This window comes from Sphingomonas zeicaulis, assembly GCF_050433225.1.
Taxonomy (GTDB): Bacteria; Pseudomonadota; Alphaproteobacteria; order Sphingomonadales; family Sphingomonadaceae; genus Sphingomonas_D; species Sphingomonas_D zeicaulis.
Genome location: NZ_JBNPXQ010000001.1, coordinates 219,282 through 239,061, shown reverse-complemented (window position 1 = coordinate 239,061; position 19,780 = coordinate 219,282). Strand labels below are relative to the sequence as shown.

General features: G+C 67.4%; 22 protein-coding genes and 1 other RNA gene. 5 read left to right on the top strand and 18 right to left on the bottom strand.

Translation table 11 applies throughout. The features are described from left to right. Nucleotides 1-2: 2 nt before the first annotated feature. From FHS96_RS01240 to gatC, 7 genes are all read right to left on the bottom strand, one after another. The gene (locus FHS96_RS01240) at nt 3-1,187 is read right to left on the bottom strand and encodes a M48 family metalloprotease (protein ID WP_429587432.1); all 1,185 of its coding nucleotides are present in this window, start codon (nt 1,185-1,187) and stop codon (nt 3-5) included. Then, nucleotides 1,184-1,825 (bottom strand): hypothetical protein, encoded by a 642-nt coding sequence (locus FHS96_RS01235; protein WP_429587430.1) that lies wholly within the window; start codon nt 1,823-1,825, stop codon nt 1,184-1,186. Before FHS96_RS01235 ends, FHS96_RS01240 begins: the two co-directional genes overlap by 4 nt. A gap of 329 nt (nt 1,826-2,154) precedes the next feature. Then, nucleotides 2,155-3,627, bottom strand: a complete 1,473-nt coding sequence (gene gatB / locus FHS96_RS01230; RefSeq protein WP_429587429.1) for an Asp-tRNA(Asn)/Glu-tRNA(Gln) amidotransferase subunit GatB — start codon at nt 3,625-3,627, stop codon at nt 2,155-2,157. Beyond that, nucleotides 3,620-4,036, bottom strand: a complete 417-nt coding sequence (locus FHS96_RS01225; RefSeq protein ID WP_429587428.1) for a type II toxin-antitoxin system VapC family toxin — start codon at nt 4,034-4,036, stop codon at nt 3,620-3,622. The genes gatB and FHS96_RS01225 overlap by 8 nt, the downstream gene beginning before the upstream one ends. Continuing rightward, nucleotides 4,033-4,308 carry an AbrB/MazE/SpoVT family DNA-binding domain-containing protein gene (locus tag FHS96_RS01220; RefSeq protein ID WP_429587427.1) on the bottom strand — a complete coding sequence of 92 codons (276 nt, stop codon included), beginning with the start codon at nt 4,306-4,308 and terminating at the stop codon, nt 4,033-4,035. Before FHS96_RS01220 ends, FHS96_RS01225 begins: the two co-directional genes overlap by 4 nt. Nucleotides 4,309-4,562: 254 nt before the next feature. Beyond that, nucleotides 4,563-6,044, bottom strand: coding sequence for an Asp-tRNA(Asn)/Glu-tRNA(Gln) amidotransferase subunit GatA (gene gatA, locus FHS96_RS01215; protein ID WP_429587426.1), 1,482 nt, complete (start codon nt 6,042-6,044; stop codon nt 4,563-4,565). Next, nucleotides 6,044-6,331, bottom strand: coding sequence for an Asp-tRNA(Asn)/Glu-tRNA(Gln) amidotransferase subunit GatC (gene gatC, locus FHS96_RS01210; RefSeq protein WP_429587425.1), 288 nt, complete (start codon nt 6,329-6,331; stop codon nt 6,044-6,046). The genes gatA and gatC overlap by 1 nt, the downstream gene beginning before the upstream one ends. 80 nt (nt 6,332-6,411) lie before the next feature. On the opposite strand from gatC, the gene FHS96_RS01205 reads away from it, so the two are divergent. Together FHS96_RS01205 and FHS96_RS01200 are read left to right on the top strand one after the other, a co-directional pair. Continuing rightward, nucleotides 6,412-7,401, top strand: coding sequence for an aspartate carbamoyltransferase catalytic subunit (locus tag FHS96_RS01205; RefSeq protein WP_429587424.1), 990 nt, complete (start codon nt 6,412-6,414; stop codon nt 7,399-7,401). Next, entirely contained in the window at nt 7,392-8,624 is a 1,233-nt protein-coding gene (locus FHS96_RS01200) for a dihydroorotase (RefSeq protein WP_429587422.1), read from the top strand. Before FHS96_RS01205 ends, FHS96_RS01200 begins: the two co-directional genes overlap by 10 nt. Before the next feature lie 166 nt (nt 8,625-8,790). On the opposite strand, the gene FHS96_RS01195 is transcribed toward FHS96_RS01200, so the two are convergent. The 3 genes from FHS96_RS01195 to FHS96_RS01185 all read right to left on the bottom strand — a co-directional run bounded on the left by FHS96_RS01195 (nt 8,791) and on the right by FHS96_RS01185 (nt 10,726). After that, nucleotides 8,791-9,486 carry an N-acetylmuramoyl-L-alanine amidase gene (locus tag FHS96_RS01195; protein ID WP_429587421.1) on the bottom strand — a complete coding sequence of 232 codons (696 nt, stop codon included), beginning with the start codon at nt 9,484-9,486 and terminating at the stop codon, nt 8,791-8,793. Between the two features lie 101 nt (nt 9,487-9,587). Then, a complete protein-coding gene (locus FHS96_RS01190; protein WP_429587419.1) occupies nt 9,588-10,235 on the bottom strand; it encodes a histidine phosphotransferase family protein in 648 nt (215 codons plus the stop codon). Beyond that, nucleotides 10,232-10,726, bottom strand: coding sequence for a M67 family metallopeptidase (locus tag FHS96_RS01185; RefSeq protein ID WP_429587417.1), 495 nt, complete (start codon nt 10,724-10,726; stop codon nt 10,232-10,234). The genes FHS96_RS01190 and FHS96_RS01185 overlap by 4 nt, the downstream gene beginning before the upstream one ends. Nucleotides 10,727-10,737: 11 nt before the next feature. Here FHS96_RS01185 and FHS96_RS01180 point away from each other — a divergent pair, with 11 nt between their 5' ends. From FHS96_RS01180 to mtgA, 3 genes are all read left to right on the top strand, one after another. Beyond that, nucleotides 10,738-11,691 (top strand): RluA family pseudouridine synthase, encoded by a 954-nt coding sequence (locus FHS96_RS01180; RefSeq protein WP_429587415.1) that lies wholly within the window; start codon nt 10,738-10,740, stop codon nt 11,689-11,691. 54 nt (nt 11,692-11,745) lie between these two features. Beyond that, complete coding sequence (gene rpoH, locus FHS96_RS01175; protein ID WP_429587414.1) at nt 11,746-12,681, top strand: RNA polymerase sigma factor RpoH; 936 nt, start codon at nt 11,746-11,748, stop codon at nt 12,679-12,681. Between the two features lie 420 nt (nt 12,682-13,101). Continuing rightward, nucleotides 13,102-13,803, top strand: a complete 702-nt coding sequence (mtgA, locus tag FHS96_RS01170; RefSeq protein ID WP_429587413.1) for a monofunctional biosynthetic peptidoglycan transglycosylase — start codon at nt 13,102-13,104, stop codon at nt 13,801-13,803. A 127-nt stretch (nt 13,804-13,930) separates the two neighbouring features. On the opposite strand, the gene FHS96_RS01165 is transcribed toward mtgA, so the two are convergent. From FHS96_RS01165 to FHS96_RS01130, 8 genes are all read right to left on the bottom strand, one after another. Beyond that, entirely contained in the window at nt 13,931-14,119 is a 189-nt protein-coding gene (locus FHS96_RS01165) for a hypothetical protein (protein ID WP_429587412.1), read from the bottom strand. Between the two features lie 187 nt (nt 14,120-14,306). Further along, a complete protein-coding gene (locus FHS96_RS01160; protein WP_429587411.1) occupies nt 14,307-14,630 on the bottom strand; it encodes a YbaB/EbfC family nucleoid-associated protein in 324 nt (107 codons plus the stop codon). Further along, nucleotides 14,627-16,444, bottom strand: a complete 1,818-nt coding sequence (locus FHS96_RS01155; RefSeq protein WP_429587409.1) for a DNA polymerase III subunit gamma/tau — start codon at nt 16,442-16,444, stop codon at nt 14,627-14,629. Before FHS96_RS01155 ends, FHS96_RS01160 begins: the two co-directional genes overlap by 4 nt. A gap of 53 nt (nt 16,445-16,497) precedes the next feature. Further along, nucleotides 16,498-17,019, bottom strand: coding sequence for a YcxB family protein (locus FHS96_RS01150; protein WP_429587407.1), 522 nt, complete (start codon nt 17,017-17,019; stop codon nt 16,498-16,500). 34 nt (nt 17,020-17,053) lie between these two features. Further along, nucleotides 17,054-17,151: signal recognition particle sRNA small type (ffs, locus tag FHS96_RS01145), an RNA gene on the bottom strand. A 97-nt stretch (nt 17,152-17,248) separates the two neighbouring features. Further along, the gene (locus FHS96_RS01140) at nt 17,249-17,584 is read right to left on the bottom strand and encodes a 2Fe-2S iron-sulfur cluster-binding protein (protein WP_429587406.1); all 336 of its coding nucleotides are present in this window, start codon (nt 17,582-17,584) and stop codon (nt 17,249-17,251) included. Continuing rightward, complete coding sequence (locus FHS96_RS01135; RefSeq protein ID WP_429587405.1) at nt 17,581-18,684, bottom strand: cysteine desulfurase family protein; 1,104 nt, start codon at nt 18,682-18,684, stop codon at nt 17,581-17,583. Before FHS96_RS01135 ends, FHS96_RS01140 begins: the two co-directional genes overlap by 4 nt. Continuing rightward, complete coding sequence (locus tag FHS96_RS01130) at nt 18,681-19,757, bottom strand: cysteine desulfurase family protein (RefSeq protein ID WP_429587404.1); 1,077 nt, start codon at nt 19,755-19,757, stop codon at nt 18,681-18,683. The genes FHS96_RS01135 and FHS96_RS01130 overlap by 4 nt, the downstream gene beginning before the upstream one ends. Between the last annotated feature and the right edge of the window lie 23 nt (nt 19,758-19,780).

Genomic DNA, 19,780 nt, shown 5'->3' with positions numbered 1-19,780 from the left:
GTTCAAACTCCCCCCGCCAACATCGCCATCATCGCCCGATCACCTGCATCGGGCTTCATCCTCAGATATTCCTGCAGCGCCGTGCGCCCTTCGATCGGCGCGCCCGTCCGCAGCAGCGCGAGGCCGAGGCCGCGCCGCGCTTCGGGCAGCGGCGACCCCGCGGTGATCGCCGCGCGATAGAATTCGGCCGCCTTCTCGAAATCGCCGTCGTTGCCGCGCGTCCGATAAAGCTCCGCCCGGGCGTAGAACAATTCCGTCGTCCAGCCGCTCGCCGCGAGCCGGTTCAACAGGAATTCGGTCGCGCCGAAATCGTTGAGCTTGATCTGATCGTCGATGAAGGGCGCCCACCAGTCGGCAAGCGCGGCGCGATACTCCAGTTCGCGCGCATCGCCGGTGGTCGGCGCCGCATCTGACAGCTTGGCAAGATAGGCCATGCGCTCCCCGGTGTTGGGGTGCGAAGCAAAGAATCCTCCATTCTTGTCCTTGCGGCTCTTCACCTTGCGTTCCGCCGCGGTCGCATCCTGCTCATCGCGAAACTGCGCCCACACCAATGACGCCTGCTGCGGCGCATAGCCGCCGGTCTTCAGATAATCGATCGAGACGATATCGGCTTCCTGCTCCATCTCCCGGTTGAACGAGAAGATCGAACCCAACGTGCCCAATTGCGCCAACAGCCCGACGCCGTAGGGCAGGAAGGACAGCCAGGCCATCGCATCGGTCTTCGCACGGACCTCGCGAAAGATCTTCAGCGAATGCCGATTGTCGAAATGGCCGAATTCATGGCCGAGCACCGCCGCGAGCTGCGCCTCGTTGCGCATGCGCAGCAGCAGCCCGGTCCACACCTGCATCATGCCGTTCGGCGCCATGTTCGCATTGAACTGCGCGGTCCGCACGATGTAGATGCGCACGCCCTGGCAGCGATCCTGCCCCACCGTGCGGCACAGCACCCCGCGCACATAGGCGTTGAGCGCCGGATCCCGGACGACGAACTTGGAGGTACGCAGTTCGCGTTCGGCCTCCTCCATCTCCATCCACAGGCCGCGCTCATCCGCGCCCTGCGGCTGATAGCCGGCCGCCGACGGCGCGCCCTGGGGTTCGGCCTGCGCGGCGAGCGCGGCAGACTGCCCCGCCAGCAGCGCCGCTGCGGCGAGCGTGCCGGCGAACCGCCGACATGCGCGCGCGATCATCGTGCTGCGGGTGCGGGTGCTGCGGCGGGAGCCGCGACCGCGGCGCCGGCGCGCTGCGGGAAATCCTCGAGCAATTGGGAGACCCGCTTTTCGGCGCCGACCGCATCACGCACGTCACCGCCCATGGCGACATCCGCATTGACCCACACCAGCTCGCCCGTCTTGAGATCGACGAGCCCGGCATAGCCGATATGCACGCCCGACGAGATGCCGACACCCATCAGTGCGCCGAAGATCTGCGCCGCCTTGCGGCCGGCCGACCCATAGCTGTCGAACGTATAGATAAAGAGGCCATAGTCACCGCCGCCGATCTCGGCGAGCTTCGTGGTGCCGGTGCCCAACGTCCAGTTGAAGCTTTCCTTCTTGGTCGGCAGACGATTGCCCGGAAACAGCTTGTGGACCATCACCGAATTGGTGACCGCCTTGAACAGCGAACGATAGTCCGCCAGCAGCACGCCCTGCTCGCCTTCCAGTTCGGGCATCAGGATCAGTTCGTTGGCCCGGCTCGCATGCGCCTTGTCAAGGGCGGCGCCGATATGCTGGCGCGCGGAAGCCGTCCAGTCAGCATTGGGCTCGTTCAATCCGCCCGTCGACTGTTCGCCCACCGACACGTCGGGACGAAAAACCAGAATCTTCACCGGCCCTTCGGTCGGAAAACTGAAGCCTGACTTGGACGCGGAGCTTTCCGCACCAAACTGGGCCTGCGCAGGCGACGCCAGCATAAGCAAACCCGCCACGACCGATGCCGCGACAACCCCAAATTTCATGAACGCCCCCGTTCCCCACCGACTCCCCCGAGTCGGACCCGAAGCATCACTAGCATTCGGCCGAAACTATTCAAGCCGTTGCTCTGTTTGGCACGGAAACAAAAACAGCGTGCAAGCAAATGCCTGCACGCTGCTTCGGAGATGCTTCGCCGGCGGGATACCGACGGGGATACCTCAACGGTACCCCGTCGAGAGAATCGTCACCCCAGCGCCTTCTTCAGCAGATCGTTGACGACACCGGGATTGGCCTTGCCGCCCATCGCCTTCATCGTCTGGCCGACGAAGAAGCCGAACAATTTGTCCTTACCGCCGCGATAATCGGCGACCTTGTCGGCATTGGCGGCCATCACGTTTGCGATCGCGGCTTCGATCGCGCCGGTGTCGCTGGTCTGCTTGAGGCCCTTTTCCTCGACGATCTTCGCGGGGTCCTCACCGGTTTCCAGCATGATCTCGAACACCTGCTTGGCGAGCGTGCCCGAAAGTGTGCCGTCCGCCACCAGGCCGAGCAGTTCGGCGCCCTGCTTCGGGGTTACCGGGCTTTCCTCGATATCCTTGCCCAGCCGGTTGAGCGCGCCGAACAGGTCGGAGATCACCCAGTTGGAGGCCTGGCGGGCGAGTTCGGGCTTGGCGAGAGCGTCGAGCAGCGCCTCGAACCAGCGCGCGGTCTCGACCTCGGCGGTCAGCACGTCCGCATTATACGCCGGCAGGCCGAGTTCGCCTTCGTAGCGCGCGCGCTTGGCATCCGGCAGTTCGGGCAGGCTGGCGCGGCATTCCTCAAGGAAGGCATCGTCCAGCTCCAGCGGCAGCAGGTCTGGATCGGGGAAATAGCGATAGTCGTGCGCATCCTCCTTTGAGCGCATCGACCGCGTCTCGAACTTGTCCGGATCGAACAGGCGGGTCTCCTGGACGACGGTGCCGCCATCCTCGATCACCGCGACCTGACGCTTGGCCTCGATCTCGACCACGGTCTGCACGAAGCGCACCGAATTGACGTTCTTGGTCTCGGTGCGCGTGCCGAACGGCTCGCCGGGGCGGCGCACGCTGACATTGACGTCGGCGCGCATCGAGCCCTCGTCCATATTGCCGTCGCACGAGCCGACATAGCGCAGGATCGAGCGCAGCTTCTTCACATAGGCACCGGCCTCCGCGGGCGAGCGCATGTCGGGCCGCGACACGATCTCCATCAGCGCCACGCCGGAACGATTGAGATCGACGTAGGAGCGCGTCGGGTGCTGATCATGCATCAGCTTGCCGGCGTCCTGCTCGACATGGATCCGTTCGACGCCGATCGTCTTGGTGACACCCTCCGCCGGCTCGATCTCGATCGCGCCCTCCCCCACCAGCGGGTGGTAGAGCTGGCTGATCTGATAGCCCTGAGGCAGATCGGCGTAGAAATAATTCTTGCGGTCGAAGCGCGACCAGCGGTTGATCTGCGCGTCGATCGCCATGCCGGTGCGCACCGCCTGGCGGATGCACTCACGGTTGGGCACCGGCAGCATGCCGGGCATCGCCGCGTCGATCAGGCTGACCTGCGAATTGGGTTCCGCCCCGAACGCGGTCGCCGCGCCGGAGAACAGCTTGGCGTTCGACGTGACCTGCGCATGGACCTCGAGGCCGATCACGACCTCCCATTCGCCGGTGGCACCCTGGATGCGATAGCTGCTTTCAGTCATGATCGTCTTTCGATGGGCTGATCAGCGCAAGCGCTGGAAAATAACTGCGATAGTGGCGCGGATCACGGGTGATCAAGGCGTCCGCCTGATCCACCGCATGCGCGCCGATGAGAAAATCCGCCAGGATCTTGTCCCGCTTGCCGCCTGCCTTCCGGTAGGCTTGGTGGGCAAGCCCGGCACCTAGAGCGGCCTTGGCGCCGAGATCGAGCGTTGAAATCCCGAAAGCCCTCAAAACATCCATGGCATCGCCGCGCGTTGTAAGATGATAGGCCAACTCCGCCACCACCACTGCACTTGCGACGATATCATGGCCGCTGCGTGCGTTGGAAACCGCCTGTAGCGACCAACCGTACCACTTCGGGTCACATTCAAGCAGATCGATGACCACATTGGTGTCGACCATGATCATGACAGGGGTTCGACACCCCTCATCTCGCGCATGATCTCGTCGGTCGTTTGCCCCGTACGCAACGATGCAAAGCCTTGCACGGCCGCCTCGATCTCCGCACGAATCCGCGCGATCTCCACCTCGCGATCGACACGGGGCTTGCGGATTACCGCCTCGTCGCCGCCGCGCCACTCGATCTCGACCGGCTCGCCGGGCTTGAGGCCGAGCGCATCGCGCACGTCCTTGGGGATCGTCACCTGACCCTTTACCGTGAGATTGCTCAGCTTACCCATGGCCCCAGTATTACCAATTCAGGTATTACCTGTCGACCGGTTCGCGCGCCATCATGGCGCGACTACCAGCCACCGAAATAGCGCGCGATACCATCTAGCGTCAGCAATACGCCGATGAATGCACCCGCGCGCGCTTCGCTCTCCAGCCCCTGCCGAAAAACTGGGTTCCTTCAGGGACGTAGGAATCCTCGTCGAATGCGTCGTGATCGTCATTCCCGGTTGCCATTCCCCGCCCCCTGTTGGAAATCAGTCGCTTACCACCACTTCCCCGGCCGCGCCGTGAACCCTGCGCGTTGTTCGATCGCGAGGCCCGCGTTGAGCACGCCCTGCTCGTCCAGCGCCTTGCCGATGATCTGCAACCCCAGCGGCAGACCCTGTGCGTCGAGGCCGCCCGGCACCGACATCGCCGGCAGGCCGGCGAGCGACGACGGCACGGTGAAGACGTCGTTGAGGTACATCGCCAGTGGATCGTCCGCCTTTTCGCCCAGCGCGAACGCGGCCGAGGGTGCGGTCGGGGTCAGCAGCAGGTCGCACTTCGTCCAGGCCTCGTCGAAGTCGCGCGCGATCAACGTGCGGACCTTCTGCGCCTGATTGTAGTAGGCGTCGTAGAAGCCGGCCGAGAGCACATAGGTGCCGATCATGATGCGGCGCTTCACCTCGGCGCCGAAGCCGGCGGCGCGGGTCGCGGCGTACATGTCCTGCAGGTTCGCGCCATCGGGCAGGTCGCGCAGGCCGTAGCGGACGCCATCATAGCGCGCGAGGTTGGAGGAGGCCTCCGCCGGCGCGATGATGTAATAGGTCGGCAGCGCGTAGCGGGTGTGCGGCAGCGACACCTCGACCACGGTCGCGCCGGCATCCTTCAGCCAGGCGATGCCCTGATCCCACAGCGCCTCGATCTCGGCGGGCATGCCGTCGACGCGATATTCCTTGGGGATGCCCACGGTCTTGCCGCGCAGGTCGGCGGAAAGCCCCGCTTCCCACGCCGGCACGTCGAGCCGCAGCGAGGTCGAATCCTTCGCATCGAAGCCCGCCATCGCCTCCAGCATGATCGCGCAGTCGCGCACGTCGCGCGCCATCGGCCCGGGCTGGTCGAGCGAGCTGGCGAAGGCGACGACGCCCCAGCGCGAGCAGCGGCCATAAGTGGGCTTGATGCCGGAGATGCCGGTGAACGCCGCGGGCTGGCGGATCGAGCCGCCGGTGTCGGTGCCGGTCGCCGCCGGGCACAGCCGCGCGGCGATCGCCGCCGAGCTGCCGCCCGAGGAGCCGCCGGGCGCGAGCGCGGCGTTGCCGCCATCGTTGCGCCGCCACGGCGAGATGACGTTGCCGAACGCGCTGGTCTCGTTGGAGGAGCCCATCGCGAACTGATCGAGATTGAGCTTGCCGAGCATGCCCGCGCCCGCCGTCCACAGATTGGCGGAGACGGTCGATTCGTAGGTCGGCTTGAACCCGCCCAGCATGGTGCTGGCGGCGGTCGTCTGCACGCCCTCGGTGCAGAACAGATCCTTCATGCCGATCGGCACGCCCGACAGCGGCTTGAGAGTACCCTCGGCGCGCGCCTTGTCGGCGGCGTCGGCCGCGGCCAGCGCATGCTCCGGGGTTTCCACGATGAAGGCGTTCAGCGTCTTCGCCGCCGCCACCGCGTCGACGAAGGCGGTCGCCACCTCACGCGCGGTGAAACTTCCGTCGCGCACACCGTCGCGGATCGCCGCGACGCCAAGATCGGTAAATTCGGTCATTATTCGATCACCTTCGGCACGGCGAAGAAGCCATGTTCGGCCTGCGGGGCATTGGCGAGCACGCGATCGCGAATGCCGCCATCGGTGACGACATCGTCGCGCAGCCGCAGATGATTGGCGATCACCGCGGTCATCGGCTGGACGTCGGCCGTGTCGACCTCACCCAGTTGCTCGATCCAGCCGAGGATGTTGTTGAGTTCGGGGACCATCGCCTCCACCTCGGCATCGGTGGCGGCGATGCGCGCGAGGCTCGCGATCTTGCGGACGGTTGCTGTGTCTACGGACATGGCGGGCGGCTAGCACCCCGCCCGATCGGCATCAAGCGCGGCTTGAGCTTGGGGGCTGGTGGCGCTAACGCCCTCAGCCGATGACGACCCCCGTCCCCCGCGATTATCATGGCCTGGTGGGCAGCCAGGCCTTCCCCCATCGCCACCTCACCGGCATCGCCGGGTTGCAGCCGCACGAGATCCATTTCCTGCTCGACGAAGCCGAGCAGTGGGTGGAGATGAACCGCGGCAAGACCAAGCATGACAACCGGCTGGCCGGCCTCACCCTTATCAACGCCTTCTTCGAAAACAGCACGCGCACGCTGCTGTCGTTCGAGATCGCCGGCAAGCGGCTGGGCGCGGACGTGGTCAACATGCACGCCGCCCAATCCAGCGTGAAGAAGGGTGAGACGCTGATCGACACGGCGGTGACGCTGAACGCGATGCGCGCAGACTGCATCGTCATCCGCCACCAGAGCTCGGGCGCGGTGCGGCTGATCGCCGACAAGGTCGATTGCCCGGTGCTCAACGCCGGCGACGGCTGGCATGAGCACCCCACCCAGGCGCTGCTCGACGCGCTGACCATCCGCCGCCGCAAGGGCAATATCGCCGGGCTGACCGTGGCGATCTGCGGTGACATCATGCACAGCCGCGTCGCGCGCTCCAACATCCTCGCGCTGACCGCGCTCGCCGCGCAGGTCCGCGTCGTCGGCCCGCCCACCTTGCTGCCGCCCGCGGTGGAGCGACTCGGGGTGACGCCCTTTACCGATTTCGATCGCGGCATCGCCGATGCCGATGTGGTGATGATGCTGAGACTGCAGAACGAACGCATGGCGGGCGGCTTCATCCCCTCCCCGCGCGAATTCCACGCCTTCTGGGGGCTGACGCCGGAGCGGCTGAAGAATGCCAAGCCCGATGCGCTGGTGATGCACCCGGGGCCGATGAACCGCGGCGTCGAGATCACCAGCAGCGTCGCCGACGACAGGGCGCGTTCGGCGATCACCGAGCAGGTGGAAATGGGCGTGGCGGTGCGCATGGCCTGCCTCGACGTGCTGACGCGCAAGCGCCGGGGGGTCGAAGGATGGGCCTGATCGCAAGCCGCGCGATCCTGAACGCGCGCATCGTCGATCCGGAAGGCGGCGTGTCCCAGGGCGGCGTGCTGATCCGGGATGGCAGCATCGCCGCGGTCGGCGCATTCGACGTGCCCGCCGATTTCGAGACGCTCGATGCCCGTGGTGCGATGGTGGCGCCAGGCATCGTCGACCTCGGCATCTTCGCGATCGACCTGCCGGCGATGCGCGCCGGCGGCATCACCCGCGCCGGGCTGATGCCCGATCAGTCGCCGCCGCTCGACGGCCCCGGCCTCGTCCAGCGCGCGGCCGCCGCGGGCAAGCCGGATCTCTGGATCCACCCGATCGCCGCCGCCACCCGCGCACTGGAGGGCCGCGAGCTCGCCGAATATGGGCTGATGAAGACCGCCGGCGCCCGCGCGGTTTCGAGCGGCCGTACATGGATTTCGGATTCCGCAATCATGCTGCGCGCGCTGCGCTATGCCGCCGCGCATGACCTGGTGTTCATCGCCCATGCCGAGGATGGCGGGCTCACCGGCGCGGCGGTCGCCACCGCGGGCGAAACCGCGACGCGGCTCGGCCTGCCCTCCGCCCCCGCCATTGCCGAGGCGATCGCGATCGCGCGCGACCTGTGGCTGGCGCGCGAGGCGGAGTGCCCGATCCACTTCCGCCAGGTGACCACCGCCGCCGGCTTCGACCTGGTCCGCGCCGCCAAGGCGGCAGGGCAGAAGGTCACCTGCGGCATCAACCCGGCGCATCTCCATCTGTCCGACATCGCGGTCAGCGATTTCCGCACCTTCGCGCATCTCTCGCCGCCGCTGCGCGACGAGGCGGATCGTCAGGCGGCACTCGCCGCGGTGGCGGACGGCACGATCGACGTGCTCTGCTCAGCGCACGACCCGCGCGGCCCCGAGGACAAGCGCCTGCCCTTCGCCGATTCGGCTCCGGGCATGGCCGGCGCGGAAACGCTGCTGCCGATGGGCCTCGCGCTGGTGCGCGACGGGCTGATCCCGATCGAACGGCTGTTCCGCCTGCTCTCGACCAACCCCGCGCACCTGCTGGGCGTGGATGGCGGCGTGCTGAGCGAGGGTGCCGCCGCCGACCTGATCCTGTTCGATGCCGAGACGCCCTGGCTGGTCGACACCAACCGCCTCGCCGCAACCGCGGGCAACACGCCGTTCGACGGGTTGCCGGTGCAGGGAAAGGTGCTGCGGATGATCAAGGGCGGGCAACTGTTCGATTGAGCTTGAAGCACTCTCCCCTCCGGGGAGAGGGTTGGGTGAGGGCGCGAGCGAAGCGAGCGTTTTTCGACGCCGAAGCGTCCTCCAGCGCTGCCCCCGAAGAACAAGAAGCCTCGCTCCGCTCGGCCCCTCTCCCAACCCTCTCCCCCCAAAGGGAGAGGGCTTAAACTCAATCGTCCCCCTGCGGCTTGGGGAGCAGCAGCGCGAGGAGGATCGCGCGGCATTCGCCATCGATCTCGCCATCGATCAGTTCAGGGCGGAAGCGGCGCTGGAAGGCGACGACCGCGGCCATCTTGTCGGCGACATCATAGCCGAACCGCTCCAGCGCCAGCAGGAAGCCCCCATCGGTCCAATTGGGGTCCATCAGGTTCTTGGTCGGCCGCGGCAGCGCCAGCCGCAGGCGGGCGAGCCGGTGCCAGGGAAAGAGTTCGCCGGGATCGCGCTTGCGCGCCGGCGCGATGTCCGAATGGCCGACGATGTTGCCGCGGGTGATGCCGTGGCGGCCAACGATCGCGCCGACCAGCGGGACCAGCGCATCCATCTGCTCTTCAGGAAAGGGGCGATAACCCAGTTCATGCCCCGGATTGACGATCTCGATGCCGATCGACGCGCTGTTGATGTCGGTCACCCCGCGCCACCACGAACGACCGGCGTGCCAGGCGCGCTTGTCCTCCGCGACCATGCGGACGATCTGGCCATCCTCGGCGACGACATAATGCGCCGAAACCTTGGCCTCGGGATCGGCGAGCCGGGCGATCGCCTCCGCCCCACTCTGCATGCCGGTATAGTGCAGCACCAGCATCGAAATCGGCAGCGAGCGCTCATCCCAATTGGGGGACGGCGTCTCGATCATCGGCGATACCATGTGCGCGCTTTCTTCCCGTCACCCGCTGGCCGCACGGCAGCGCCGCGCCCCATCCGCACTAACCCAAAGCAGTGCCCCAAGGAATCCCGATTCTGCGACGATCAGCCGACCGGCGGGCCGATCATCGCGCCGAACAGCAGCGCCGGTTCCTGCGGGTGCGACACCAGCACCGCGCCGCTGTTCTCGCGCGCAAGCGTGCGCACCAGCACCGCCGGCGCGGCGCGCGGCGCGATCACCGCAACGTCGGTCAGATCATTTTCCAGTGCGTGGCGCAGCGCCGGATCGAGCGCAAAGCGCGGCCCTTCGGCGCGCACTACGATTTCGGTCTGCAGCCCCGAACGCTCGGCCGCGATGCTGATGCGGCCACCGCGCACCAGCGCCTCGCCGGCGATCAGCGCGAGGTTCATCAGCACCTTCAGCGGGGTGCGGCCGATATCCTGCTCCAGCATCCAGTCCAACTCGATGCGGCCGTCGCGGCAGAACAGATCCTCGATCGCCGCCTTCGCCTCGCGCGCGTCGATCGTCTCGCCGAAGCCGCCGGCGGCACCGAAGGCGAGGCGGAAATATTTGAGGCGCGCGGCGGATGCCCGTGCGCTGTCCGCCAGCAGATCCATGCAACGCGCACGCATCTCGGGGTCGCGCTCGTCGGCCAGCAATTCGATGCCGTTGGTGAGCGCACCGACGGGGCTCAGCAGATCGTGGCAGAGCCGCGAGCAAAGGAGGCTGGCGAGTTCGACGGCGGTGATCATGAACGGGGGGCGTCCGGCTGATGTGGGGAAGAAGCGGCGGGGGCGTCCTTCTGAGCGCTGGCCGCGACGGATGCAAGCGATGCACGCGCAGGCTCCAACTCGACAGCCTCGAACCGCCCGGCAATCGCGCCGACCCGAGTCGCGACGAACAGCCGCGCCTCCCCGCCCGCCAGCACCAGCCAATATTCTCCGCCCACCGCCTGCTCGGCATCGCGCGGACTGGGTTCGGCCAAGCCGGTCGGGTGCGAATGATAATGGCCGACCACCTGGGCCCCGCCCGCCCGCGCTGCGCGGTGCGCGGCGAACAATGTGGCGGGATCGATCTCGAACCGCCGGGCCGGATCCGCCGCCACATTGGCGGCGGGCAGGATCGCATCGATCCGCCCTTCCCCGCCCAGTAGCAATCCGCATATCTCCAGCGCCGGAGACGCGGCCGCGGCATGGAGGAGTTCGTCGACGAGCGACCTTGAAATTTGGACCCGCATACCCATCTAGCTAATCGATGAATTCGGGGGTTTCCACGGTCACGGCGCGTATCGAGCCCGGGTCCGACGGCTGGCGGTTGGACCGCGCGCTCGCCGGTGCGGTGCCGACTCTGTCACGCGAGCGTCTCAAGTCGCTGATTTCGGCGGGGCAAGTGCTGCGCGGCGATACCGCGGTGCGCGACCCCGCGATCAAGGCGCGGGCCGGCGAGGAGTTCGAGATCCACGTCCCCGCCCCGCGCCCCGCGCACAATGAGGCGCAGGACATTCCGCTGGTGATCGCGTTCGAGGATGAGCATCTGCTGGTGGTCGACAAGCCTGCCGGGCTGGTCGTTCACCCGGCGGCGGGCAATTTCGACGGCACGTTGGTCAACGCGCTGCTCCATCATTGCGCCGGGCGGCTTTCCGGCATCGGCGGGGTGGCGCGGCCGGGGATCGTCCACCGGATCGACAAGGATACGTCCGGGCTGCTGGTGGTCGCCAAGACCGATCGGGCGCATGAGGGGCTCGCGGCACAATTCGCGAAGCACAGCATCGACCGACGCTATCTGGCGATCGTCAGCGGACGGCCCAACCCGTCCGTCGGATCGGTCGACGCACCGCTGGCCCGCTCGACGCATGATCGCAAGAAGATGGCGATCGTCGATGATGGCCGCGGCAAGCGGGCGGTGACGCATTACCGGCTGCTGGAGCGGCTGGCGGATGCAGCCTTGGTCGAATGTCGGCTGGAAACCGGCCGCACCCACCAAGTGCGCGTGCACATGAGTTCGTTGGGGCACGGGCTGCTCGGCGACCCGGTCTATGGCCGGGTAAAGCAGACGCATCGAGAGCTTTTGAAGAGGCTGGGGTTCGAGCGGCAGGCGCTGCACGCAGCGGGTCTGGGCTTCATCCACCCCATCCATAGCCACGCTTTGTCGTTCGAAAGCGAAATTCCGGCGGACATGCAGGAACTGTTCAACAAGCTTTCGGTATAAGCTGATATACACGTTGCGAAGAGTCGCCCTCGTGCGACCAGGGAGTTTGGAATCATGGCAAACAATGGCAGCTTCGACGCAGGCAGCGGCAGCGGCGGCAACATGCCCGCCACGATCCCCGCCCTCGGCGGGGAAGCCAGCCTGAACCGGTATCTTTCGGAAATCAGGAAGTTTCCCCTCCTTACGCCGGAGGAAGAATATATGCTCGCTAAGCGGTTTCAGGAACATCAGGATCCTGAAGCGGCGGCGCGGCTCGTCACCAGCCATCTGCGGCTCGTCGCGAAGATCGCGATGGGTTACCGCGGCTATGGTCTGCCGGTGAGCGAACTGATCTCCGAAGGCAATATCGGCCTGATGCAGGGCGTGAAGAAGTTCGAGCCCGATCGGGGCTTCCGCCTCGCAACCTATGCGATGTGGTGGATCCGCGCCTCGATCCAGGAATTCATCCTGCGGTCGTGGAGCCTGGTGAAGATCGGCACCACCGCCGCGCAGAAGAAGCTGTTCTTCAACCTGCGCCGGATGAAGAACCAGATCGACGCGTTCGAGGATGGCGACCTGCGTCCGGAGGACGTGCTGAAGATCGCCACCGACCTCGGGGTGACCGAGGAGGACGTCGTCAGCATGAACCGCCGCATGGCGATGGGCGGGGATACCTCGCTCAATGTCTCGCTGCGCGAGGATGGCGAAGGCCAGTGGCAGGATGCGCTGGCCGACACCGATCCGCTGCAGGACGAGCGCATCGCCGACGCCGAGGAAAAGGATGTCCGCCACAACATGCTGCTCGAGGCGATGGACGCGCTCAACGACCGCGAACAGCACATCCTTACCGAACGCCGGCTGGCCGAAGAGCCCAAGACGCTCGAGGAACTGAGCCAGGTCTATGGCGTCAGCCGCGAACGCGTCCGCCAGATCGAGGTGCGCGCGTTCGACAAGCTGCAGAAGGCGATGATGCGCATCGCCGGTGAGCGCCGGCTGCTGCCGGCATCGTAAGACGATCTCCCCGGCCCTCTCCTTCGGGGGAGGGCAGCGGGGTGGTGAAGCGCTGGCGGAGGCGAAATGCCTCCGACGGCGCTTTTTTTTGCGCTCCGAGAATCTCACGCCCCTCGCCCCTATGGGGAGGGAAAGGTCCGCGTAGCGGACCAGGGAGAGGGGGCAGTCGCGCCGAGCGTAGAGGCCTGACCGGTTTGCTCTGAACAAAGCCGACCGGGCGGCGACGCCGAGCCCTGCAAGCCCTTACGCCTCGCGCGACTCCCCCTCTCCCCGGCCCTCTCGCCGGAGGGGAGAGGGAGCGCGGCGGCGGCCCCTTCGTCAATTCGAATTCCATCGCGCCAGGCGCAGGAACGGGCTTTCTTCTCAATTCCGCACTACCCCACCTTCACCAACCCCCGATCGCTTGGTAGGCGCGAATCCATGGCCAAGGCTCGCAAACGTTCCTTCCCCGCCCGCATCCTGATGCTGCTGATCAAGGCGATGCTGGCATGGTTCCTGCTGTCGATTCTGATGGTGGCGATCTATCGCTTCGTGCCGCCGCCGATCACCTGGACGATGATCGGCGACATCGCCGGCGGACGCAGCATTTCGAAGGACTGGATGAGCCTGTCCGCAATGGATCCGAACATGGCGCGCGCCGCGATCGGCGCTGAGGATGCCAAGTTCTGCACGCACAACGGCTTCGACACGCAGGCGATCGAAAAGGCCTATCTCAGCAACCAGAAGGGCAGGCGCATCCGCGGCGGCTCGACGATCAGCCAGCAGACCGCCAAGAACGTGTTCCTGTGGCAGGGCGGCGGCTATTTCCGCAAGGGCGTCGAGGCCTATTTCACGCTGCTGATCGAGTGGATCTGGGGCAAGCGCCGGATCATGGAGGTCTATCTCAACGTCGCGGAAACCGGCATCGCCACCTATGGCGCCAATGCCGGTGCGCAGCGTTATTTCAACCATGATGCCAGCCGGCTCAGCCCCGGCGAGGCCGCCCGCATCGCGGCGGTCCTGCCGCTGCCGAAGAAGCGCGAGGCGATCGGTCCGCGCGGCTTCACCCGCCGCTACGGCAACTCGATCGCTGCGCGCATCGGCGTCGTCAGGCGCGACGGGCTGGATAGCTGCCTGCGCTGACACCAAGCTGCGATGAGCATGACTTACCGAAGCCTGGTTGTGCCCGCGCCGCGCCTGAGCGACATCCTTGCGCGATCGGTCGAATACCGAGCGAAACGGTATATGCTGAGCAGTGTCGGGCCGCGTGTCAGAAGATGACGGAAAGCAACGCCGCCCACACGCCAAGACCAGCCACCGCGGACGCAGCGATCAAAAACGCGCCGCCACCGACCGGCGGATCGGCCTCATGAGATGAAAGACGAATGCGCTGCTTGTGAGGGCGCGGCGCATGTCTGTGGAACAACGCCTGCTCGCGCAGGCGATACGTGTTTGCCATTGGGACCTCCACTATCACGAACGGACCGGGGAAGACCGGGTTCCGGCTAAGTCGCTGGATGCAAACAAAACATGCCAGTCGGCCTATAACACAATTGCACCTTGCGGCGCACAATTCGCGCAGAAAAAATGGCCGGCAGCGGGGCTGCCAGCCATGCTGCATTGCCTGAAGACGGGTTCGAGACCGATCAGAACGGCAGCTTGAACCCCGGCGGCAGCGGCATGCCAGCGGTCATCTTGCTCATTTCGGCGTTCGACGCTGCATCGGCCTTGGCGCGCGCATCGTTGATCGCGGCGGCGACGAGATCTTCCAGCATCTGCTTCTCGGACGCGGCGAGCAGCGACTCATCGATGTCGACCGCGATGATCCGGCCCTTGGCGCTCGCCTTGATCTTGACGAGACCGCCGCCGGCGGCTCCTTCCACTTCGATCGTGTCGAGCGCGGCCTGTGCCTTCTGCATTTCGGCCTGCACATTCTGCGCCATCGCGAGGATGTCGTTCAAATCCTTCATAACGTTCCGTTCCTTGCTTCCGCCGGATAGGGGTGGATGAGTTCGGCCTCCGGAAAGGCCTCGATCGTCGCGCGTACAAGCGGCATAGCCAATATGGCGTCGCGCGCCGCGGTTTCACGCATGCGTTCCTGGTCGAGCAGGGTCGGTTCCGCCTGCCCCTCGCCCAGCGAGACCTGCCACGCGGTGCCCGTGATCAGCTTCAAAGCCTCGGCAAGCTGGCGCACGAAATCGGGCAGCACCGGCCGCGACGGCTTCAGCACCAGTTCGGGCGGCGCGAAGCGCACCAGCCCCATATAGTCATGCACCTGCTGCTGGAGTTGCAGCTTGCCGCCGTCGCCCAGCAACCGCACCAGCGCTGGGAAATCGGCGGGCAAGGCAGGGCCGGCGGGCTCCGCCGGTTCCGCAGGGACGGCCGCTTGCACAGGGGCGGGGGTAGAAGCGCGCGGCGCCTGTTCTTCCTCCCAGCCCGGCGGGCCATCGGGCGCCTGATCCCAGGGCGGCGGGCCGGACGGCGGCGGCGGAGATGGTTCTGGCGCTGAGGCGGGCGGTGGCGGCGCGGCGGTGTAGGCCGACGGCGCGGTCGGCGGCAATGCGCCGCCTCCCGGCCCCGGCGTGCCCCCCGAAGGCGGCAGGCCGTGCGGCATCTCGCCACGCAGCAGGCGTTTCGCCAGTTCGCCCGGATCGGGCATCTCGGCGGCGTGGATCACCCGCAGCAGCGCCATTTCGGCAGCCTCCAGCGGCAGCGCCGCGCGCGTCACCTCGTCATGCCCCTTGAGCATCAGCTGCCACAACCGATGCAGCGAGGCGAAGGAGAGTTGCGCCGCCCACCCGGCAAACGCCTCCCGCTCTTCCGCCGACTGCGCCGGATCGGCGGCGACGCCGACGCGCACCAATGTGACGCCGTGGACGACGCCCAGCAGATCGCGCAGCACCGCCACCGGATCGACGCCCAGATCATATTGATCGTTGAGCAGCCTGAGCGCCGCGGGCGCATCGCCGGCCAGCAGCAGCCCGAACAGCCGCCGCACCGCGCCGCGATCGGAAAGCCCCAGCATGTCGCGCACCTGCGCGGCGCTGACCCCGGCATTGCCCTCCAGCCCGGCATGGGCGATCGCCTGGTCGAGGATCGAGAGGCCGTCACGCGCGGAGCCTTCCGCGGCGCGCGCGACCAGGGCCAGCGCCTCATCCTCGGCGACCACGCCCTCGGCCTCGACCACGCGGCGGAAATGCTCGGCGAGCAGTTCGGCGGGGATGCGGCGCAGGTCGAAGCGCTGGCAGCGCGACAGCACCGTCACCGGCACCTTGTTGACCTCGGTGGTGGCGAACAGGAACTTCACATGCGCCGGCGGCTCCTCCAGCGTCTTCAGCAACGCGTTGAACGCGTTCTTCGACAGCATGTGGACCTCGTCGACGATATAGACCTTGTAGCGCGCCGAGACCGCCGCATAGCGCGACGCCTCGATGATCTCGCGCACATCGTCCACGCCGGTGTGGCTGGCGGCGTCCATCTCGATCACGTCGATATGGCGGCCCTCGGCGATGGCGATGCAGGGCTCGCAGACGCCGCAGGGCGAGATGGTGGGGCCGCCCTGCCCGTCCGGCCCGATGCAGTTGAGCGCCTTGGCGATCAGCCGCGCGGTCGAGGTCTTGCCGACCCCGCGAACGCCGGTGAGCAGGAAGGCATGCGCCAGCCGGCCGCGCTTGATCGCGTTGCCGAGCGTGGTGACCATCGCATCCTGGCCGATCAGCTCGGCGAAGGTCTGCGGACGATATTTGCGGGCGAGGACGCGATAGGGCTGCTGGGATTCGGACATCGCGGATCAGGATAGGGAGGCGGAGGCGGCTTGTCGAAACCTTCTCGGCGGTCTCAGCGCCTGCGGCCGCCCGAGCGCCGCGTCGGCACGCCATGGCCGGTCAGCAACCGCTCCAGGCCGGCGCGTTCTTCTGTCGAAGCAAAGGCGTGCGCGGGCACCAGATGATAGAGATTGCCGCTGAGATAGATCAGCACCAAGTCCGGCGTGGCGTGCCAGGCGAAGATATCGCTCCACGCCAGCCGCGATTCGCCCGCCTGCGATCGCAGGCGGAATTGGGCCTCGTCCCATTCATAGGTGACCGGGTAGCGCAGCCCTGCCTGCTGGCGATAGGCACGGCGCGCGGTGCGCGGCACCGTCCAGAACCAGAGCAGCGCGAGCATCAGGGCGACAAAGGCCAGGGCGCCCGGCGGGAAAAAATCCTGCCTGCCTGCGGCGAGATTGATGACGATCCCTGCACCAAGCAGGAGGATTATCAGGCCGAATATGATGAGGGCGGCCGGACGGGTCAGCAGCAGGCGGAAGTGCGCGCGCGCAGCGGCAACGACATCCTCTTCGCGGAGCTGCACATCGATCATGGCAAGCCCTTCGCGGATCATATCGACGGCCGTTCGAGGTGGGAGCCGGAACGACCCGGCACGAATTCGTTACGGCTGCTTCCTTCCGGATCTGACCGGGTTGGCGACAGTCCCGTCCGCCCGACTCCCGCGGCGCATATGGGGGAAGCGTGACCGAAGGGCAAGACCCCCATATGTCCTCCCCGAGACAAGCTCGGCGAGGACAACGGGAGCCGGCGCCACGGCGGCGTCAACGCCCCTGCATATTGCGCACTTCGCCGGGAATGCGCACGGTCAGTTTCTCCCAGCCGGCATCGAGGAAGATCTGGCAGGCCAGCCGGCTCGTCCGTCCCGCGCCCGCGGCGAGATCGAGCATATCCTCTTCCATCTCGGTGGCGCGGGGGAGCTTCGCGAAATCCTCGCGGTCGACGATGACATGGCAGGTGGAGCAGGCCATCTGCCCCTCGCACGTGCCCTCCAGCGGCTGGCCATCGGCCTGGGCGACGTCGAGCAGGCGCTCGCCGGCAGGCGCATCGACCTCACGCACATCATTGCCGTCAGCGCTGACGAAGCGAACCCGGATCATGCCGCCTGTATCCCCTGCCGTTCCGCTGCCGCGCCGATCAGCGCCGCCGCCCGGTCGATCTCGTCCATCGTCGTATAGCGGCCGAAGCCGAGCCGGATGCTTGATCGCGCCGCCGCATCGGCCAGCCCGATCGCCTTGAGCACATGGCTGGTCCGCCCCGATCCGCTCGCACAGGCCGAGCCTGCCGAGAAGGCGACGCCGCGCACCTCGGACATCAGCCGCGCCACATCCACGCCATCGCGGCGGATATTGAGATTGCCGTGATAGCGCACGCCGGCCGACCCGTTGACCACCCAGCCGGCGAAGCCATCCCGCGCGCGATCCCACAGCGCCGCGACATGCGCGACATCCGCCGCGCCCCGCTCCGCCATCAGTCGCGCGGCGGCGCCGAAGCCCGCGCACAGCGCCGGGCTGAGCGTGCCCGAACGGCCGCCCGCTTCCTGCCCGCCGCCATGGAGCAAGGGCGCCAGCGCCACCCCGTCGCGGATCCACAGCGCGCCGATGCCCTTGGGGCCATGCACCTTATGCGCGCTGATCGCGACGAGATCGCACGCCTCGGGAATCGGCACCCGGCCATAGCCCTGCACCGCGTCGCACAGCATCAGCGCGCCCGCGGCGTGCGCCAGCGCGGCGAGTTCGGCGACGGGCTGGATAACGCCGATCTCATTGTTGACCAGCATCGCCGCGACCAGTGCCACCCCCGGCACGATCGCCGCGCGCGCCGCGTCCATGTCGACCAATCCGTTCGCGCCGACCGGCAGCACCGTCACCGGCCGCCCCGCGGCTGCCAGCGCCGCGACGGTATCGAGCACCGCAGCATGTTCGGTGGCGATCGTCACGATCGCGCCCGGCCCGACCCCCTTCAGCGCCCAGTTCACCGATTCGGTGGCACCGCCGGTGAAGCTCAGCCCGCCGCCGGCGGGCAGCAGCGCCGCCACCGTGTCGCGCGCCACCTCCACCGCGGCGCGCGCGGCACGGCCCGGGGCGTGGGCGCTGTGCGGGTTGGCGTGCTGGTTTTCCAGCCAGGGCAGCATCGCCGCCAACGCCTCTGGCGCAAGCGGGGTGGTCGCCTGATAGTCCAGATAGGCCGGCGTGTTCATGCCGCCCGCGTCCGCGCTTCCTTCGCCATCCGCCGCCAATTCTCGACGAATCGATAGATGTCGGCACGGCCGGTGTCGGGGCCGAAGCTCACGCGCACCACCTCCCCCGCCTCCGCATCGGACCAGCCCATCGCCGAGAGGACATGGCTGGTGCGGAGCGTGCCCGAGGAACAGGCGCTGCCCGCGGAAACGGCGATGCCGGCCAGGTCGAACTGGATGAGCTGCGCGCTCGCCGCCATGCCGGGCATGCGATAGCTTGCGATCGTCGGCAGCCGATCGGGGCCGCGTGCGACGACCGTGCCTCCCGCCGCCTCGATCGCCGCATCCATGTGCGCGCGCAGTTCGCCCGCGCGCGCCACCCAGTTGCGGCTCGCCTCCAGCGCCGCGGCGAAGCCCAGCACCGCGGGCAGGTTCTCGGTGCCGCCGCGATAGCCGCGCTCCTGCCCGCCGCTGGGGGCGAGCATCCCGAAATCCTTGACCAGCAGCGCGCCGATCCCCGGCGGGCCGCCCAGCTTGTGGCCGGAAACCGCGATCAGGTCCGCCTCCGGCAGCGGCACCTTGCCGGCGGATTGCGAGCAATCGGCGAACAGCAACCCGCCAGCCGCGCGCACCACCGGCAGCAGGCGGTCGAGCGGCTGGATCACCCCGGTTTCATTGTTGACCGACTGGATCGCGACCAAAGGCTGGTGTGCGGCCAGCGCCCCCAGCCGCCCGGCCAGCGCATCGGGCGCCACCGTGCCGTCGCCCCGCACCGGCACCACGAACGCCTCGCCCGCGGCGCGATGCACCGCATCATGCTCGACGGTAGAGACCAGCCGCGCATCGGCGACCGACCGGCCGAGCGCGATGGCGATCGCCTCGCTGGCGCCGCTGGTGAAGATCAGTTCGCCCGTCCAGCCGAGCGACGCCGCGATCCGCCGCCGCGCATCCTCCAGCGCGGCGCGCGCCTTGCGCCCCTCGCCATGGGGCGAAGAGGGGTTCGCCCAGCGCTCCATGCCCTCGATCAGCGCGTCGCGCGCCGCCTTGAGGATGGGCGTGGTCGCCGCATGATCGAGATAGAGACGGTCGGCCAAACCCAGCACCCAGTGCCCACAAG

Excerpts from the sequence above, each read along its gene's own strand:
- FHS96_RS01240 (WP_429587432.1), bottom strand. The coding sequence starts at position 1,187 with ATGATCGCGCGCGCATGTCGGCGGTTCGCCGGCACGCTCGCCGCAGCG.
- gatB (WP_429587429.1), bottom strand. The coding sequence starts at position 3,627 with ATGACTGAAAGCAGCTATCGCATCCAGGGTGCCACCGGCGAATGGGAG.
- FHS96_RS01225 (WP_429587428.1), bottom strand. The coding sequence starts at position 4,036 with ATGATCATGGTCGACACCAATGTGGTCATCGATCTGCTTGAATGTGAC.
- FHS96_RS01220 (WP_429587427.1), bottom strand. The coding sequence starts at position 4,308 with ATGGGTAAGCTGAGCAATCTCACGGTAAAGGGTCAGGTGACGATCCCC.
- gatA (WP_429587426.1), bottom strand. The coding sequence starts at position 6,044 with ATGACCGAATTTACCGATCTTGGCGTCGCGGCGATCCGCGACGGTGTG.
- gatC (WP_429587425.1), bottom strand. The coding sequence starts at position 6,331 with ATGTCCGTAGACACAGCAACCGTCCGCAAGATCGCGAGCCTCGCGCGC.
- FHS96_RS01205 (WP_429587424.1), top strand. The coding sequence starts at position 6,412 with ATGACGACCCCCGTCCCCCGCGATTATCATGGCCTGGTGGGCAGCCAG.
- FHS96_RS01200 (WP_429587422.1), top strand. The coding sequence starts at position 7,392 with ATGGGCCTGATCGCAAGCCGCGCGATCCTGAACGCGCGCATCGTCGAT.
- FHS96_RS01195 (WP_429587421.1), bottom strand. The coding sequence starts at position 9,486 with ATGGTATCGCCGATGATCGAGACGCCGTCCCCCAATTGGGATGAGCGC.
- FHS96_RS01190 (WP_429587419.1), bottom strand. The coding sequence starts at position 10,235 with ATGATCACCGCCGTCGAACTCGCCAGCCTCCTTTGCTCGCGGCTCTGC.
- FHS96_RS01185 (WP_429587417.1), bottom strand. The coding sequence starts at position 10,726 with ATGGGTATGCGGGTCCAAATTTCAAGGTCGCTCGTCGACGAACTCCTC.
- FHS96_RS01180 (WP_429587415.1), top strand. The coding sequence starts at position 10,738 with ATGAATTCGGGGGTTTCCACGGTCACGGCGCGTATCGAGCCCGGGTCC.
- rpoH (WP_429587414.1), top strand. The coding sequence starts at position 11,746 with ATGGCAAACAATGGCAGCTTCGACGCAGGCAGCGGCAGCGGCGGCAAC.
- mtgA (WP_429587413.1), top strand. The coding sequence starts at position 13,102 with ATGGCCAAGGCTCGCAAACGTTCCTTCCCCGCCCGCATCCTGATGCTG.
- FHS96_RS01165 (WP_429587412.1), bottom strand. The coding sequence starts at position 14,119 with ATGGCAAACACGTATCGCCTGCGCGAGCAGGCGTTGTTCCACAGACAT.
- FHS96_RS01160 (WP_429587411.1), bottom strand. The coding sequence starts at position 14,630 with ATGAAGGATTTGAACGACATCCTCGCGATGGCGCAGAATGTGCAGGCC.
- FHS96_RS01155 (WP_429587409.1), bottom strand. The coding sequence starts at position 16,444 with ATGTCCGAATCCCAGCAGCCCTATCGCGTCCTCGCCCGCAAATATCGT.
- FHS96_RS01150 (WP_429587407.1), bottom strand. The coding sequence starts at position 17,019 with ATGATCGATGTGCAGCTCCGCGAAGAGGATGTCGTTGCCGCTGCGCGC.
- FHS96_RS01140 (WP_429587406.1), bottom strand. The coding sequence starts at position 17,584 with ATGATCCGGGTTCGCTTCGTCAGCGCTGACGGCAATGATGTGCGTGAG.
- FHS96_RS01135 (WP_429587405.1), bottom strand. The coding sequence starts at position 18,684 with ATGAACACGCCGGCCTATCTGGACTATCAGGCGACCACCCCGCTTGCG.